Origin of the sequence: Streptomyces sp. NBC_01477, from assembly GCF_036227245.1 — a bacterium.
Lineage (GTDB): Bacteria > Actinomycetota > Actinomycetes > Streptomycetales > Streptomycetaceae > Actinacidiphila.
Map to the genome: position 1 here is coordinate 5,318,956 of NZ_CP109445.1, position 16,657 is coordinate 5,335,612.

Sequence of the window (16,657 nt, forward strand, 5' to 3'; positions counted from 1 at the left end):
CACAGTCCCCTGCGCGGCGGCCGTCCCTTGATGTCGCCGTCCTTCAACGCGACCGTCCCTCAGCGCTGTTGTGCCGACGGCTCGTGTGTCGCGAGCGCGACCGTCACCAACAGCGCGGGGATCACCGGGGTGCCCAGATGGACCCAGCGGAAGGCGGCGCCTGCCGCCGCCGCGCCGGCGGTGAAGAGCACGGCCGTGCCCACGTTGCGCCACACGACCCGTCCCTGCGTGACGAGGACGGCGACGGTCGAGGTCACCATGCCGGTCAGGTAGGCCGTCGTGACCTCACCGCGGGCGGAGATCCGGATGGCGCCGTTCTGGCAGCCCATCGCGGCGGCCGTCAGCACGAGGAGCGCCGCGCGTTGGGCCGCGTCCGGGGACCCTTCCCAGTACAGCCAGCCGAAGACCACCAGCCACAGCGCGGCCGTTTCGATCAGCAGCCCGCCGAGCAGCCCCCGGCCCGGCACCCGCCCCCGCCCCGCCGCCGCGAGACTGCCCGCCGCCACCCCGGCGACGTATCCCAGCAGCGCCAGCAGCACGAGCCGGAGGGCGCCGAAGTCGGCGGAGCCCAGCCGCAGTCCCGCGGTGGCCGAGTTCGCGGTGACGACGCTGGTGAACAGGCCGCCCAGGGCGAGGAAGCCGAACACGTTCGCCGCGCCGGCCGCGAGCACCAGGAGCGAGCGTGTCGCCTGGACACGCCGGGCCGTCCGCTGGCCCGGCGCCCCCTGCGGCATGACCGCTCCGTTTCTCCCCCGGCCGGGGGCACCCGCGATTCCGCCCACCGGCGATCGGCCTCCGGCCTGCCAGCAGCCTCCCACCCCGCGAACCGACCCGCACCCGATACCCGCACTGGCGTGTCGCCCCGGGGCCGCGGCGCTGCCCGGCGGTCAGCCGATCGGTGGAGGGGGTGGGCCGGACGGGGGACCGGCCGGGGGATGGCGGACAGGGCCGGGCGGGCGATGGGGGCGGGGGCCGGGAGGCGGCAGGGTGGGGGAGTGGACCGGGGAGGCGCTCCGGGTACGGGGGAGGACGTCACGTATGGCAGCGGTCATCGAGGTGCGGCACCTGCACAAGCGCTACGGGGCGGACGTGGCGGTCGAGGACGTGTCGTTCAGCGTGGAGCAGGGCGAGATCTTCGGGATCCTCGGGCCGAACGGGGCCGGCAAGACGACCACGGTGGAGTGCGTCGAAGGATTGCGGACGGCCGACCGGGGCGAGGTCAGGGTGCTGGGGCTCGATCCCCTGCGCGACCGCGCCGAGCTGACGCAGCGGCTCGGGGTGCAGCTCCAGGACGGGCAGCTTCCCGACCGGCTGACGGTCGGCGAGGCGCTGCGGCTGTACGGCTCGTTCTACCGGAAGCCGGCCGACCGGCAGGCGCTCATGGACGCGCTCGGCCTGGCGGGCAAGCGCGGGACCGCGTACGCCAAGCTGTCCGGCGGGCAGAAGCAGCGGCTCTCCATCGCGCTCGCGCTGATCGGGAGCCCCGAGGTGGCCGTCCTGGACGAGCTGACCACCGGGCTGGACCCGCTGGCCCGCCGTGACACCTGGGGCCTGATCCAGGACGTACGCGCCCGCGGGGTGACGATCGTGCTGGTCACCCACTTCATGGAGGAAGCCGAGCGGCTCTGCGACCGGGTCGCGGTGATCGACCGGGGCCGCGTCGTCGCGGTGGACAGCCCGGCCGCCCTGACCGAGCGGCTCCAGGCCGGGCAGCGGATCCGGTTCACGCCGTCCGTACCGTTCGAGGACGCCCTGCTCACCGGCCTGCACGAGGTCACCGGCCTCACCCGCCGGGGCGACCTCGTGGTGGTCACCGGCACGGGCGACGCCCTCAACGCGGTCACCTCCGCGCTGGCCCGCCGCGGCATCGTCGCGGAGCACCTGCGGGTCGAACAGCCCAGCCTGGAGGACGCCTTCGTCGCGCTGACCGGCAACCACGCCGCCCCACCCACCGCTCGGAACCACCGGAACTAGCAGAAGGAGCACGTCGTGTCAGTCAGCACCCCAGCCGGGCCCGTCCCGCCCGCGGCGGACCGCGGTTCCGTGCTGGTACGGCTCGCGCTCACCGAGCTGAAGCTGTTCGTCCGGGAGCGGGTGGGCCCGGTCTTCGGGATCGGGCTGCCGCTGGTGCTGCTGATCGTCTTCGGCAACATCCCCTTCTACAACGAGCACCGCGGCAACCTCGACGGCTTCACCCTGCTCGACGTCTACGTGCCGATCCTGGCCGCCTTCGTCCTGGCGACGCTGTCCTTCAACGTCGTCCCCGCGGTACTGGCCGGCTACCGGGAGAAGGGCGTGCTGCGCCGGCTGCGGACGACCCCGGTCGGGCCGGCCCGGGTGCTGGCCGCCCAGCTCCTGGTCAATCTGGCGGCCGGGGCCGTCGCCGTGGCCGCCCTGCTCCTGGTGGCCCGGTTCGCGTTCGGGGTGGCGCTGCCCCGCCGGCCCGGCGGATACCTGGTCAGCATCGTGCTGACCGCGCTCGCCCTGCTCGCGATCGGCCTGTTCGTCGCCGCGGCCGCGCCGAACGGGCGGATCGCGAACGCGGTGGGCGCGACCCTCTTCTACGTCATGATGTTCTTCGCCGGGCTGTTCCTCCCGATCGCCGCCATGCCCGCGCTGCTGCGGCACATCAGCCGGGCCGCTCCCCTGGGCGCCGCCGTGCAGGCGCTGACCGACGCGACCGAGGGACACCCGCCCCATCCCCTCCAGCTGGTCACCCTCGCCGCCTACGCCGTTGCCTTCGGCGCCGGCGCGGTGAGATTGTTCCGCTGGGAGTGACCTCGTGACGCCGACCCGGAGGGCACCCATGAGCAGGCCGGAACCGCCCGCCAGGACGGGCACGCAGGACGAGCGGCTGCGTCCGCTGGTGACGGTCGTGCCCTACGCGCTGCTGGCCGCCCTCGTCGCCGTGACCCTGGTCGTCAAACGCGGCGCGGGCACCTCGCTGCTCGTCGATCTCGGCCTGTGCGCCGCGACGGCCCTGTGGATGCTGTGGATGGTCAGCCTGCACCCCGCCTGGTGGGAGCGGGCGGCGGTGATGGGGGTGTTCTTCGCCGGGCTGGTCGTGCTCGTCGGCGTGCTGATCGTCCGGGACCCGTGGTTCGGCCTGTTCACCCCGGCCGGTTACTTCTACGCCTTCGGTGTGCTGCCCTGGCCGTGGCGGCTCGCGGGGGTCGCCGCGGTCGCGCTGGAGGCGGGGACCGCCCAGGCCGACGCGGTGCCCAAGGACAGCGCGGGCGGCCTGACCGCCTTCGCCGCGGTGCTCGCCGTCAACGTGATCGGCATGTGCGGGCTGGCCTGGTGGGAGTGGGACATCGAGCAGCGCAACGAGGAGCGGGAGGCGGCCCTTGAGCAGGTGCGGGAAGCGAACCGCCGGCTCCGGGCGACGCTGGCCGAGAACGCCGGGCTGCACCGTCAACTGCTGGTCCAGGCCCGGGAGGCCGGGGTCCTGGACGAACGGCAGCGGATGGCCCGGGAGATCCACGACACGCTGGCGCAGGGCCTGATCGGGATCGTCACCCAGCTCCAAGCCGCCGAGCAGGCGGGCGGCGACCGGGACCGGTGGCGGCAGCACTTCGCGGCGGCGACCGGGATGGCCCGGGAGAGCCTGGCCGAGGCCCGGCGGTCGGTGGACGCGCTGCGTCCGCGCCCGCTGGAGACCGCCGGGCTGGGCGAGGCCCTGGCCGGGATCGCCGACCGCTGGTCCGCCCTGCACGGGGTGACCGTCCGGGTCAGCACCACGGGGACGGCCCGGCCGATGCGGCCGGAGGCCGAGCTGGCCCTGCTGCGGGCGGCCCAGGAGGCGCTGGCCAATGTGGCACGGCACGCCCGGGCCGGCGCCGTCGCCCTGACGCTCGGCTATCTGGATCACGAGGTCACCATGGACGTACGCGACGACGGCCGCGGCTTCGAGGCGGCCCCGGCGCGGGTGCCCGCCCGGGCCACGGCAGGCGCAGGACCGGCGGGCGGGGGCGGCGGCTTCGGCCTCGAAGCGATGCGGGAGCGGATCGAAGCGCTGTCCGGCACCTTGCAGGTCCGGTCGGAGCCGGGGTCGGGCACGACGGTCTCGGCCCGCGTACCGCACGAGGCGGCGGAGGTCGGCGCGTGAATTCCGCGGCCCCGGCCCCGATCCGGCTGCTGGTCGCCGACGACCACCCGGTCGTGCGGGACGGCCTGAGCGGCATGTTCGCCGCCGACCCGGGCTTCGAGGTGGTGGGTGAGGCGGCGGACGGCGCCGAGGCGGTCCGGCTGGCCGGGACCCTCGCGCCGGACGTCGTCCTGATGGACCTGCGCATGCCCGGCATGGACGGCGTCACCGCGATCGCCGAGCTGGCCAGGGCGGGCAGCAGCGCCCGGGTACTGGTCCTGACCACGTACGACTCCGACAGCTACGTCCTGCCGGCCATCGAGGCGGGGGCGACCGGGTATCTGCTCAAGGACGCGCCCCGGGCCGAACTGCTGCGGGCGGTGCGGGCCGCCGCGAACCGCGAAGCGGTGCTCTCGCCCTCGGTCGCGGCCCGGCTGATGGACCGGGTACGGGCGCCGAGCCCCGGGCTGCTCAGCCCGCGCGAGCACGAGGTCCTGACGTGGGTGGCCGCCGGTGCCACCAACCGCGAGGCGGCGGCCCGCCTGCTGATCAGCGAGGCCACGGTCAAGACCCACCTGCTGAACGTCTACGGCAAGCTCGGCGTCAGCGACCGCGCGGCGGCCGTGGCCGAGGCCTTCAACCGCGGCCTGCTCACCCCGAGGAAGCCCCCGCACCCCTGACCGGCCGCCGCCCCGGTCCGGCGGTACGCGCGCGGTGCGAGCCCCGTACCCCTGACCGGCCGCACCGGGCACAACGGACCCGGTCGGCTGGATACCCGGCGGGGTGCCGGAGCAGGGGGTTGTCGGACGCTGAACATCGTTTCGTGGCCAGTTCTCTGACGCCGTGTGAGGTCGCGTCACGGGCCATGGGATCATCGATGACGGAGGGCACGAGTCCGTCGTGCGGGTGTTGCGCGCCCGGCGGATCGAGTGTCCCGGCACCTCCTTCACCAGCTGTTCCGGTTCGAATCACCGCGAGGAGCACGTAAAAATATGTCCACGCAGGTCAACATCCCCGGTTACGCCGCCGGCACGTGGGTGATCGACTCCGCCCGCTCCGAGATCGCCTTCAAGGTCCGCATGCTCGGATTCCTCCCGGCCCGCGGCACCTTCGACGAGGTCGAAGGCACGATCGTATTGGCGCAGAACCCGCTCGACTCATCGGTGAACGCGGTGATCAGAGCCGGGTCGGTGAACACCAAGAACAAGCGGCGCGACCAGGATATCCAGCACGCCGGCTACCTCAATGTCGAGCAATACCCGACGATCACCTTCGCCTCGACCGGGGTGCGGGTCGACGGGGAGAACTTCCTGGTCGACGGCGACCTCACCGCGCTCGCGGTCACGAAGCAGACGACCCTGACCCTGTCGCCCAAGGGCTTCGAGACCGGCGCCGACGGCAAGCAGGTCGTGCGGTTCTCCGCCACTTCCGCGGTCAGCCTCAAGGAGATCGGCGTCACCAAGGGCGGCGCCTTCATCAACGACACGAGCACGGTCACCCTGGAGATCGTGGCGACCAAGCAGGACTGACGGCCCGCGCGGGGGAAGGGAACCGGCCAGGTCCCCTTCCCCCGCGCGTCGTCCCGCCAAGCGCGGCACCGCTCACCGCGTCACGCGTCAGCGCGTCAGTGCTTCAGCGCCCGGTCGACCAGCGGCCCCGCCGCCCCGGTGTAGCGGGCCGGGTCGAGCAGCGCCGCCAGCTCCTCGCGGGTCAGCACACCGTGCAGCTGCGGCAGTTCGGCCAGCACGTCGACCAGCGCCCGCGACGTCCGCGCCGCCTGCGCGGACGCCTCACCCAGCAGCTCCTTGGCGGCGGCCTTGCCCAACCGGGGCGCCAGGACGGCCGAGACCCGCTCGGAGACGATCTGCCCGCCGGTCGCCCCGAGGTTGTCGCGCATCCGCTCGGGGTGGACGGTCAGACCCCTGACGAGTTCGACGGCGGTGTGCGCGGCGCCGCCGGTCAGCCGCAGGCACTCGCGCAGCGGCTGCCACTCGGCCTGCCACACGCCGGCCGCCCGCTCGTCCTCGGCGGACAGGCACTGCACCAGGACCGAGGCCAGCGCCGGGACTTGCAGCGCGGCGGAGCGGATCAGCGTCGCCAGCACCGGGTTGCGCTTGTGCGGCATCGCCGAGGACACCCCCCGGCCCGCGCCCGCGGGCTCGGCCACCTCGCCGATCTCGGTCCGCGCCAGCACCAGGACGTCCACCGCGATCTTGCCCAGCGCGCCCGCGGTGTGCGCGAGCACGGCGGCCAGGTCGGCCATCGGTGTGCGCAGGGTGTGCCAGGGCAGCACCGGGACCGCGAGGCCGGTCTCGTCCGCGAAGGCGGCCACCAGGTCCAGGACCGCGGCCGGCTCCGCGCCGTCGCCCGCGTACTGGTGGTAGCCCGCGAGTGTGCCGGCCGCCCCGCCCAGGGAGACCGGAAGCCCGCTGTCCGCGACCTTTTCCAGCCGTTCGGCCGCCTCCAGCACGACCTGCCGCCAGCCGGCCGCCTTGAGCCCGAACGTGGTGGGCACCGCGTGCAGCGCGAGCGTACGGCCGGCCATCACCGTGTCCCGGTGCGCGGCGGCCATGTCGGCCAGGTCCGCGGCCACCGCCCGCAGGTCGGCGCCGATCAGCCGCAGCGCCCGGGCGGCCACCAGCATCGCGCCGGTGTCGAAGATGTCCTGGCTGGTGGAGCCGCGGTGCACGTATTCGGCGGCCGTGGGCGACTGCGCGGCCACCTGCGCGGTGAGCGCCTTGACCAGGCCGACGACCGGGTTCGCCGTCTCGCGGGCGGCCAGCGCCAGTTCCCTTACGTCCAGCTGCTCGGCGCGGGCCGCGGCCGTGATCGACGCGGCGGCGTGCGCGGGGACGGTGCCGCAGCGGACCTGGGCGCGTACCAGGGCCGCCTCCGCGTCGAGCATCGCCTGGAGCCAGGCGGTGTCGCTGACCGCCGCCTCCACGGGGGTGCCGGCCCTGACCGGCGAGAGCAGGCCCGCGTCCAGGCAGGGGGCGGCGGACCCGGGGGCCGCGGTCACGCGGTCGCCCCCGCTTCCGCGGCCGTCCCGTACGCGGTACGGGGGGCCTGCTCGGGCAGCCGCTCCGGGGGGAGCGACGGCTCCGGCAGCGCGAGGACCGCCGCCGCGATGATGTCGGAGTCCTCCAGGGTGACCGAGCCGACGCCCGGCCGGATGCCCGCCGCGGTCACCCAGTGCACGGACTCGGTGGGCACCCCGTAGGCGAAGCGCCGCGGATGCGCCCTGCCCTGGGCGTCCAGCAGCCGGTACGGCCGCTCGGAGACGGCCAGCCCGCCGGTCTCGTAGTCCTGGCCGTCCACGCCGGGGACGCGGTAGGGGCGGCACTGCCCGGTCCGCAGCAGCTGGCTCATCAGCGGGTCCGCGGTGCGGCGCAGGTCGATCTCGGGCAGCCGGCCCTCGACCAGCGCGGTGGCCCGCACCCGCACGCCGGGGATCTCGCTCGACGTGCAGACGAAGCAGCCGCCGTCCGGGTCCTGCGGGTCGGTGCCGACCCGCATCCCGGGGCCCGTCACCTCCAGGACGCCCGCGTCCATCAGCGCGGCCATCTCCTCTATCCGCGACGCGGGCGGGCCGATCGACAGGTAGGCGTTGAGCGGGGTGTACCACTGGTCCAGCTCGTCGCGGTGCGAGGCGGCGTCGAGACCGCCGTGGTCCACGGCCAGCCGCACCTCGTTGCGCAGGTCCCGCAGGATGTCCAGGGCCGCCTTGAAAGGACCGCTGACATTGCCCTCGTGGGCCTTGCGGACATCCTCGTCCAGGTAGCCGCGCAGCCAGGCGCGGAAGGCGGCCAGGTCGCGCAGCGCGTGCGCGTCGTAGGGGCGGGCGACCCGCTCCCAGTCCCAGCGCTCGGCCGGGTGGATGCCGGCCTCGTCCAGCAGCTGCTGCTCGGCCTCGCCCGGCTCGGCCTTGAGGTAGCGGGTGGCGAACTCCGCGACCCGGGCCGGGGTTTCGCGGGTGGCGAGCAGCGTCTCGTAGTAGACGCTCTGCACCTCCATGGCGATCAGCGACCACAAGCCGGTGCCGAAGCGGATCGGCTCGCGGGCGGTGGACGGCGTACGCAGCGCGGCGACGTATTCGGCCGTCAGCAGCCGCGGGGTGTAGCGGCCGTGGGCGCCCTTCTGGTTCTCGCCGCGGGCCTGGTAGGGCACGCCCCGCCGGGAGCCGGCGTAGATGTGCGGCTCGCGGCCCGAGGGGTGGTAGACCAGCCGGCCCTCGACCCGTTCGAAGACGCCGCCCCTGGCGTGCGTGAACAGGGCCATGTAGTCGAAGAAGTTCAGGCCGAGCCCGCGCACCAGGACGTTCTCGCCCGGCGCGATGGACGACAGGTCCACGTCGGCGGGGTTGGCCGGGGCGATGTAGGTCAGGCCGTGCTCGGCGGCGAAGTCGCGCAGCTTGCACTCGGCGCCGGTCGGGCGGACCGGTACATGCCCCTGCGCCAGCATCACCGCGGACAGACCGGTCAGCCGCGTGCCGTCCTCCAGCACCACGGTCTGCGGCCCGGCGCCGCCCAGCACGGGGTCGCCGTCCGTCAGCGCGACGGCCCGCGAGGCGTGCACGCGCACCGAGACGTGCGAGGGCGCGTTGGCCGCGACATGCCGGAACGCCCAGGTCAGGTACTGGCCGTACAGCGCCCGCGTCGGGTAGGTGTCCGGCTCCAGGGCGCGTGCCTCGGACAGCGCCGCGTCATCGACGGACGGCGCGCCGGACGCGGCGGCTATGTGCTCCAGCGCCTTCGCCCACCGGTACAGGCTCGGCCCCTCCTCCAGCGGCCCCTCGATGGCGACGCTGGCGTCGGTGAAGACCGTGACCTGGGAGGCGACGGTGTTCATCAGCAGGTGCCGGGACTGCTTCGGCCGCCACACCCGGCCCGCGCCGGGCGGGTCGGGATCGACGACATGGACGGTGACGCAGCTCCAGCGGGGTGACTTCCGCTCCTGCGCACAGAGCCGTTCCAGCAGGGACAGCCCGCGTGGTCCGGCGCCGACGAGGCACACTTCCCTACGTCCGCCACTCACAAGGACACTCCGTTCACCTGGATGGACGCGCGTGGACCCGGAGCGCGGTACACAGGGCCGCGGAGACCCGTTCGACCTGGTCCATGCTCAATTCCGCGTGCATGGGTATGCCGAGTTGGTGCTCGAAGAGGTCCGCCGAGACCGGGCAGGTCTGCTTCGACTCGTAGACGGGCTGGACATGGCACGCCCATGTGCCGTGCCCGCAGCCGATGCCCTGGGCCCGCAGGTCCGCGGCGACCGCCGCGCGGTCCACCCGCGGATCGAGCCTGACCAGGTAGGACTGCCACGAGTGGGTGCGGTCCCGCGGCACGTGCGGCACGGTGAGCAGCTCCTCACCGCCGAGCAGTTCGGCGTAGCGCGCGGCAAGCGCGTTCCTGCGGCTGAGGAGTTCGCCGATTCTGCCGAGCTGCACCTGCATGATCGCGGCGGCGATGTCTGACAGCTTGTAGTTGTAGCCGATCTCGGTGAAGACCGGCACCGGCAGGCCGACGATGTGCGCCTGGTCGAAGATCGGCGCGATGCCGAAGGACGACCGCAGCCGCGCGTCCGCCGCGAGCGCCGGGTCGGCGGTGAGCAGCGCCCCGCCCTCACCGCTGGTGACGCCCTTGCGGCCGTGGAAGGACAGGCAGCCCACCGGCGCCAGCGCGCCGGCCGGCCGGCCCTGGTAGGTGGCGCCGACCGCGCAGGCGGCGTCCTCGACCAGGAACAGGCCGTGCCGGCCGGTGACCGCCAGCAGTTCGGTGTAGTCGGCCGGCAGCCCGACGGTGTCCACCGCGATGACGCCGACCGTCCGCGGGCCGATCAGGTCGGCCACCGCCTGCGGGTCGATGGTGCCGGTGTCGGCGCGTACGTCGGCGAAGACCGGGACCGCTCCCACGTAGCGCACCGCGTGGGCGGGGGCGGGGAAGGTGTAGTCGGCGACGATCACCTCGTCGCCGGGCCGGACGCCGAGCGCGAGCAGCGCCAGGTGGAGCGCGGCGCCGCAGTTGGTCACCGCGACCGCGCCGCCGACCCCGTAGTGCTCGGCCAGCTGCCGCTCGAAGGCCTTGCCCCGCGGGCCCTGGCCGGCCGGCCAGCCGGAGGCGAACACCTCGGCGACCGCGGCCAGTTCCCGCGCGCCCAGGCTCGCGTGCACCAGCGGAATCGGGTCCGTCGTGGTCATCGCCGGCTAGGCCTCGCCGTCTGCTTCTCGGCGCGAGCCCAGCGGGGTGGGCGGTTCGAAGCGCAGCGGGGTGATCTGCTTGACGTCGTAGTGCTCGCGCATCCGCTGCACGGCGCCCGAGTCGACGGTCCTGCCCTCCGCGAAGATCTCGCAGATCTCCTCGAAGTAGCGCTCGTGGTCGGGCGGCGGGGACGCCTGGAAGAGCATGCGGGTCGGGGTGTCGGTGGGGTTGCGGAAGGCGTGCGGGGTTCCGCTGGGCACGAACATGCAGCTGCCCGCGCCGGCCCGCAGCACCTGGTCGCCGTCGGGGGACTTCCAGTCGCTCCAGTCGTCCTCGGTGCGCTCGGCCGGCTCGAAAGCGAAGAGGTCGAGTTCGCCCTCCAGGACGTAGAAGAACTCCGTCGAGTGGTCGTGGACATGGGCCCCGACGTTGAAGCCCGGTGGCACTATCACCTCGAAGGTCGAGGCGAAGCCGCCGTCCGCGCCGGTGACCTTGAACGTGACGTCCTGCGCCTTGGTCAGCAGCCTTTTGCCCTGTCCTGGCGGGACGATGAGGCCCTTCATGCGATAACCCTTCCTGTCGCCTGCGCGAAATCGCGGTCGAAGTCGTCGACACTCCAACTGCCCACCGCCATTTCGGCGGTGATACCGGGGCCGAATCCCGCGACCAGTCCGGTGGCGCCCGGCGCCATCGTGCCTTCGTCGAAAAGCCTGCGCAGCGCGTCGAATACGACCGCGCTCGCGATGTTCCCGTATTCGGTCAGGGTCGCCCAGCTGTGCCGGAACATTTTGCTGTCGACCTCGAGGTACTGGCTCAGGTCGGCGAGAATCCGCGGACCGCCGGCGTGAATGATGTAGTAGTCGAGATTGCCGACGTCCCAGCCGTGCTTCGTGACGAGGTCCCGCAGCACCGGGGCGAGCGGCTTCATGGTGCCCGGCACCCGGCGGTCCAGCTGGAAGTGGAAGCCGGTGGAGCGTACGGCGTAGGAGATCCAGTCCTCGGTGTTCGGAATGAGGTAGGAGCCGTTGCGCTCCAGCGAGATCCCGGTGCCGCCGCTGCCCCGCACCACGGCGGCGGCGACCGCGTCGCCGAACAGGCCGTCGGACAGCAGCGAGCTGATGGCGTCGTCGGAGGGCTGGTAGCACAGCGAGCACAGCTCGCACGAGACGATCAGGACGTTGGCCTCGGGATAGGCCGTGCAGAAGTCGTGGGCCCGGTTGATCGCCGCCGCGCCCGCCGCGCAGCCCAGTTGGGCGATCGGGATCTGCCGGGTGGCGGAGCGGAAGCCCATGGTGTTGATCAGCCACGCGGTCAGCGACGGCATCATGAAGCCGGTGCAGGACACGTAGATGATCGCGTCGATGTCCTCGGCCGTCACGCCGGCGTTCACCAGCGCCTTCTCGATGACCCCGGGGCAGCGCCGCTTCGACTCGACCTCGTAGACGCGGTTGCGCTCCTCGAAGCCCGGGTGCCGCAGCGTCTCCTCGATGGGCTGCACGATGTGCCGCTTGCGCACTCCGGTGTTCTCGATCAGCCGCAGCGCAAGCGGCAGTTGTGGCTTGCCGGAGTGCGCTCTCTCGGCGAACTCGAGCGTCTGCTCCATCGTGATGACATGTTCCGGCACGCTCACTGACGGCTTGCATAGCGTTGACATGGCTGCCATCCACCTTCTGTGCGTGAGGGATCTTCCCCAGGTCAGATGTGACGTGCTGATGTCGGACGTGCCGGAACCGGCGCCCGCGAGGGCGCCGGGACCCGGGTCGGAACGGTGCCGCGGCGGGTGCGGCTCAAGCCCGCTTCTCCAACTGGTCCTGCAGCCGCCGGGACAGCTCGACCCGCCGGACCTTCATCGTGGCGGTGCGCGGCAGATCGGCCTCCGCGACCTGGACCGGGTCGCTCAGCTGCGGGAAGTCCGCGACGGCGGTGCGCCAGCGCTCCAGGTCTAGCGGCAGGTCGCCGCTGGTGCAGATGATCGGGACCGGCTCGGAGTTGGGGCCGATCACCACGACCAGCTCGGTCAGCTCGTCGAGGCGGCTGAGCATCAGGTCCTCGATTTCGAGGGTGCTGCTGGTGTCCGGGACCATGTCCACCTCGCGGTCGAGCATGTGCAGGCAGCCGCGCTTGGTGCGGTAGCCGACGTCCCCGGTCTTCCACCAGCCGTCGTGCTTGTTGGCGTCGTAACGTTCCTGCTCGCCGAAGTAGCTGTGCGCGATGCCGTCCCAGCGCACCTCGATGGCGCCGGGGTTGGCCTTGGACGGCGGCCTGCCGTTCCGGCTCACCACCCGGACCTTGGCGCAGCCCGGCATCGGGTAGCCCACGCACCGCCCGTCGGTGCGGTGGACGGACTTGCTGAAGTACGGCCGGCCGACGGCGGGGCCGACCTCGCTCTGCCCGTAGATCTGGAAGAACAGCGGTACCCGGCGCTTGGAGGACGAGATGAGCCGGGTGATCGTCCTGGGGTGGATCGCGTCGAAGGTGCTGCTGAAGTACTTCACCGACGCGAACGGCTTGCGCGGGTCGTCGGCGAGCACCTCCCAGTCCATGAACGCGTTGGGCAGCGCCTCGATGAAGGTCGGCTTGTGCGAGACGAACAGCCCGGCGACCTCGTCGGACTTCGGATTGTTCATCAGCAGCACCGGCATCGCCTTGAGCAGCACCAGGGACATGGCCGCGTACATCCGGGAATGCACGAAGGGCAGGTTGATCGCGACGGTGTCGCGCCGCCACATCAGCGACAGCAGCCACCACTGCGGACGCAGCCGTACGCCCATGGTCCGCGGGGTGTGCACGACGAGCTTGGGCACGCCGGTGGTGCCGGAGGTGTGGGTGATCATCGCCGGGTCGTCCAGGCCGCGGAAGACCGGTTCGACCCGCGGGGACCCGGCGAGGTCGGTGAGCGCCACCGCGCCCGGCCACTCACCGGTCGCGATGATCACGGTCTTGGCCAGCTCCCGCACCGGCACGTCGGCCAGCACGCCGAGCTTGGGCAGGTCGGTGAGCAGGTGCGGCTGGTGCAGCCGGCCGAGCAGCACACCGACGGTCGCGCCGTCCAGGGCCGGCGACAGCATCACCGGCACCGCTCCGACGCGGGCGGCGGCGGAGGCCAGCATCCAGACGTCGAAGTTGGGGGCCTTGTAGATCGCGATGGTGTCGCCCGGCCGGACCCCGGCTGCCCACAGCCGGCCCGCCAGGTCGTCCACGTGCTCGGCGAGCTGGGCGACCGTCAGACGCCGTCCCGCCGCGGGGAGTACGTCGAGGTCGTGGTCGAGCGTGAGCAGCGTGGAGCTGTTCTTGGCCGCGGCCATTTCCGGCATACTGCCGAGTTGAAGACCGTGCTTCGCTATCGAACGGTCGACCGTGAAGCCCATCATCAGAACCAGCTCCTTTTCCAGAAATGAGATGGAATTCGGGCCGTCGCCGGCTCGGCGGCGTACGAGGCACGCTCAACGAGCACCGAGGTCTGAGGTCCGCCTGTCGGCAATCGACCGGTCTTGCGGTGGGCGGACGTCCGCGTCCCCTTCCGGCTGCCGAGTGGCACCCAGCATCAGACACGGGACTTGGCCGTGACTGTCCATCGGGTTGGCGTCGGCTTGGAAGCGGGCCGCGGCGGGCCGGTGGGGCGGCCCCGGGGGGCACGACGCGTCCGTCGTCGACGGGTGTCTTACCGGAGGGCGACGGCGGGCCTAACAGTTTGTTGAAATGCCCAGGTCAAACAGACAAATCACGTCACATTCAGGCTAGACCTGAACAATCCACGGCCTTGACAATGAGTCATCAAGTAGCCACTCTCGTATCTGAGTATTACCCAGTAACTGTTGGTAGCTGTCTGTGTGATTCACGGGGGTACGGCCATGTTCATGGTCGGGCAGGACGGCGGCGGTTGCGATGATGGCGCCGATGTGTCAGGACCCGAAGGAGATCCGGCGTCGGAAGGACCAATGATATGACCACCGCAGAGATATCTGCAGCCACATATCGCACACCGCCCGGATATATTCGATGGACCGAGGCCCAGCCGCTGGAAACGCAGGGCACTCCGCACGGAATTGTGGAATTCCGGGCGCTGGGTCCCGTGGAGGCCGTGGTCGACGGCCGCATGGTGGATCTGGGCACGCCCAAGCAGCGCGCGCTGCTCGCGCTGCTGGTGAGCCGGGTGGGCCAGCCGGTCACGGTGGACGTGATGCTGGAGGAGCTGTGGGCCGGGCGCCCGCCGCGCTCGGCGCGCACCTCGCTGCACGCGTACGTGGCCAATTTACGGCGGGTGCTGGAACCCGCCCGGGCCCGCAGGACACCCGCGACGGTGCTGCGCACCCACGGCCAGGGCTACCTGCTGGACAGCCGCTCCGTGCAGGTCGACGTCCACCGCTTCTGCGAGCGCGCCACGGCGGGCTGGCACGCGTGGGGCCGCGGCGACCGGCGGCAGGCGCTCAGCGAGTTCGAGGCGGGGCTCGCCCTGTGGCGCGGACAGGCCTACGCGGAAGTGGCCCACGCCACCCACGTGGTGCCCGAGGTGGAGCGCCTTGAGGAACTGCGGCTCTCACTGATCGAGGGGCGCTGCGCCGCGCTGCTGGCCGCCGGCGCCCACGAGGTCGCGGTGGCGGAGCTGGAGGCCTTCACGCAGGCCCACCCCTTGCGTGAGTACGGCTGCGAGCTGCTGAGCCTGGCGCTCTACCGGGCCGGCCGGCAGGCCGACGCGCTGGCGGTGCTGCGCACCAACCAGAAGCGGCTGGCCAAGGAGCTGGGGATCGACCCGAGGCCGGCGCTCCAGCACCTGGAGACCGAGATCCTCAACCAGGCACCGGCCCTCGACTGGCACCCGCCGACCCTGCCGGGCATCCCGGCGGTCCCCGCCTTCCCGGCCGTGCCGTCGTCCGCCCGTACCGTGCCCGCCCAGCGGTTCGGCGCGGTGGACGTGCTGCCCGCGCCGGCCGCCGACGCCGAGGTCTTCGTCGGCCGGGACGCCGCGCTGCGGCAGCTGGCCGACGCGCTGCCCGCGGCGGGGGCGGGCCGCGGCCAACTGGTGACCGTGTCGGGCGAGCCGGGCATCGGGAAGACCAGCCTGCTGCGGTATTTCGCCAAGTCGGCTGGTGTGCCGGTGCTGTGGGGCGCCTGCCCCGAACATGTAGCCGCGCCGCCGCTGTGGCCCTGGCAGCAGGTGCTGCGCACGCTGGCCGCGTACAGTCCGCAGCGCTCGGTGCCGGGACCGGTGGCCGAGCTGCTGGACCGGGACGTCCGGCAGCCGGCGGAGGGCGCCGACGCGGACGCGGCCACGCTGCGGCGGTTCGAGGCGATCGTCGACTACCTGACCGGCGCCTCCTACGCGGCACCGCTGGTGGTGGTGCTCGACCACCTGCACCGGGCTGACGTGACGTCGCTGCGGCTGCTGGCGCACCTGGCCGAGTCGGTGCCGGCCAGCCGGCTGCTGGTGGCGGTGTCCTACCGGTCGGGCGAGGCGACGCTGACCGAGACCTCGGCCGCGCTGGCCCGCGCGGAGATCACCCGGATCACGCTCGGCGGCCTGACCGTCCAGGAGACGCAGGCGCTGGCCGGCGTCATGCTCCACCGGGAGGTCGGCAGGCGTACGGCCGAGGGCCTGTGGGACCGCACCGAGGGCAACCCGTTCTACCTGCGGGAACTGATCAAGCTGCTGACCAGCGAACAGCGCCTGGAGCGGCCCGACACGGCGCCGGTGCCCGTACCGGTGCGCGAAGTGGTGCTGCGGCGGGTGGCGGAGCTGCCGCAGACCGCGGCGGGGGTGCTGGCGGTGGCCGCGGTGGCCGGGCGGCACTTCGACATCGACGTCGTCGCCGAGGCCGCCTCGGTCGGGATCGAGGCGGCGCTCGAAGCGCTCGACGCCGCGGTCGCGGCGGGCCTGATCGCGGAGGACCAGCAGCGCCTGGGCTGGTTCCGCTTCACCCACGCCCTGACCGCCGAGGTGCTCTACGGTGCCACCGGGCGGCTGCGCCGGGCCCACTTGCAGAGCAGGATCGGCGCCGCGGCGGCCCGCGCCTGGACCGGCGATCTGACCGGAGCGGCGGAGGTCGCCCGGTACGTGCCGGTGGACCGGTGACCGTGCCCGTAGGTACCGGCGGGCGGGTGACGGCCCGGTCCGCGCCGGCGGACCGGTGATCCTCCGGTACGTCCGGCTGGACGGCTGACTGGTCGGTGCGCGCGGGTGACTTCGCCGCGCCGGCGGACCGGTGACCGTCCGTTACGCGCGGCTGGACGCCGTTCGGTACGCGTACCGGCGGACCGGTGACCGTACGCTACGTCCGGCCGGCCGGGTGACCGTCGTGCCGGCGGACGGTGACGGTCCGGTACGCGCGGGTGACTCCGCCGCACCGGCGGACCGGTGACCGTACGCTACGTCCGG

13 protein-coding genes are annotated in these 16,657 nt (G+C 72.8%); 6 read left to right on the forward strand and 7 right to left on the reverse strand.

Annotated features, from left to right (window positions below):
• Nucleotides 1-59: 59 nt before the first annotated feature.
• Complete coding sequence (locus tag OHA86_RS22640; RefSeq protein WP_329177987.1) at nucleotides 60-734, reverse strand: YoaK family protein; 675 nt, start codon at nucleotides 732-734, stop codon at nucleotides 60-62.
• A 304-nt stretch (nucleotides 735-1,038) separates the two neighbouring features.
• Between OHA86_RS22640 and OHA86_RS22645 the strand changes: the two genes are divergently transcribed.
• The 5 genes from OHA86_RS22645 to OHA86_RS22665 all read left to right on the forward strand — a co-directional run bounded on the left by OHA86_RS22645 (nucleotide 1,039) and on the right by OHA86_RS22665 (nucleotide 5,616).
• The gene (locus OHA86_RS22645) at nucleotides 1,039-1,974 is read left to right on the forward strand and encodes an ABC transporter ATP-binding protein (RefSeq protein WP_329177988.1); all 936 of its coding nucleotides are present in this window, start codon (nucleotides 1,039-1,041) and stop codon (nucleotides 1,972-1,974) included.
• 15 nt (nucleotides 1,975-1,989) lie between these two features.
• On the forward strand, nucleotides 1,990-2,778 hold the full coding sequence (locus tag OHA86_RS22650; protein WP_329177990.1) for an ABC transporter permease: 789 nt from the start codon (nucleotides 1,990-1,992) through the stop codon (nucleotides 2,776-2,778).
• Nucleotides 2,779-2,806: 28 nt separating this feature from the next.
• A complete protein-coding gene (locus tag OHA86_RS22655; protein WP_329177992.1) occupies nucleotides 2,807-4,108 on the forward strand; it encodes a sensor histidine kinase in 1,302 nt (433 codons plus the stop codon).
• Nucleotides 4,105-4,767, forward strand: coding sequence for a response regulator transcription factor (locus tag OHA86_RS22660; RefSeq protein ID WP_329177994.1), 663 nt, complete (start codon nucleotides 4,105-4,107; stop codon nucleotides 4,765-4,767). The genes OHA86_RS22655 and OHA86_RS22660 overlap by 4 nt, the downstream gene beginning before the upstream one ends.
• Nucleotides 4,768-5,079: 312 nt before the next feature.
• Nucleotides 5,080-5,616, forward strand: coding sequence for a YceI family protein (locus tag OHA86_RS22665; RefSeq protein ID WP_329177995.1), 537 nt, complete (start codon nucleotides 5,080-5,082; stop codon nucleotides 5,614-5,616).
• Between the two features lie 95 nt (nucleotides 5,617-5,711).
• Here OHA86_RS22665 and pcaB read toward each other — a convergent pair whose 3' ends face one another.
• From pcaB to OHA86_RS22695, 6 genes are all read right to left on the reverse strand, one after another.
• Entirely contained in the window at nucleotides 5,712-7,106 is a 1,395-nt protein-coding gene (gene pcaB / locus OHA86_RS22670) for a 3-carboxy-cis,cis-muconate cycloisomerase (RefSeq protein ID WP_329177997.1), read from the reverse strand.
• A complete protein-coding gene (locus OHA86_RS22675; protein WP_329177999.1) occupies nucleotides 7,103-9,121 on the reverse strand; it encodes an FAD/NAD(P)-binding protein in 2,019 nt (672 codons plus the stop codon). Before OHA86_RS22675 ends, pcaB begins: the two co-directional genes overlap by 4 nt.
• 13 nt (nucleotides 9,122-9,134) lie before the next feature.
• Entirely contained in the window at nucleotides 9,135-10,283 is a 1,149-nt protein-coding gene (locus OHA86_RS22680; protein WP_329178000.1) for a DegT/DnrJ/EryC1/StrS family aminotransferase, read from the reverse strand.
• Nucleotides 10,284-10,289: 6 nt separating this feature from the next.
• A complete protein-coding gene (locus tag OHA86_RS22685) occupies nucleotides 10,290-10,847 on the reverse strand; it encodes a cupin domain-containing protein (protein WP_329178001.1) in 558 nt (185 codons plus the stop codon).
• The gene (locus OHA86_RS22690) at nucleotides 10,844-11,938 is read right to left on the reverse strand and encodes a type III polyketide synthase (protein ID WP_329178002.1); all 1,095 of its coding nucleotides are present in this window, start codon (nucleotides 11,936-11,938) and stop codon (nucleotides 10,844-10,846) included. Before OHA86_RS22690 ends, OHA86_RS22685 begins: the two co-directional genes overlap by 4 nt.
• Before the next feature lie 133 nt (nucleotides 11,939-12,071).
• A complete protein-coding gene (locus OHA86_RS22695) occupies nucleotides 12,072-13,655 on the reverse strand; it encodes a class I adenylate-forming enzyme family protein (RefSeq protein ID WP_329178003.1) in 1,584 nt (527 codons plus the stop codon).
• A 572-nt stretch (nucleotides 13,656-14,227) separates the two neighbouring features.
• On the opposite strand from OHA86_RS22695, the gene OHA86_RS22700 reads away from it, so the two are divergent.
• Complete coding sequence (locus OHA86_RS22700) at nucleotides 14,228-16,354, forward strand: BTAD domain-containing putative transcriptional regulator (protein WP_329178005.1); 2,127 nt, start codon at nucleotides 14,228-14,230, stop codon at nucleotides 16,352-16,354.
• Nucleotides 16,355-16,657 lie beyond the last annotated feature (303 nt).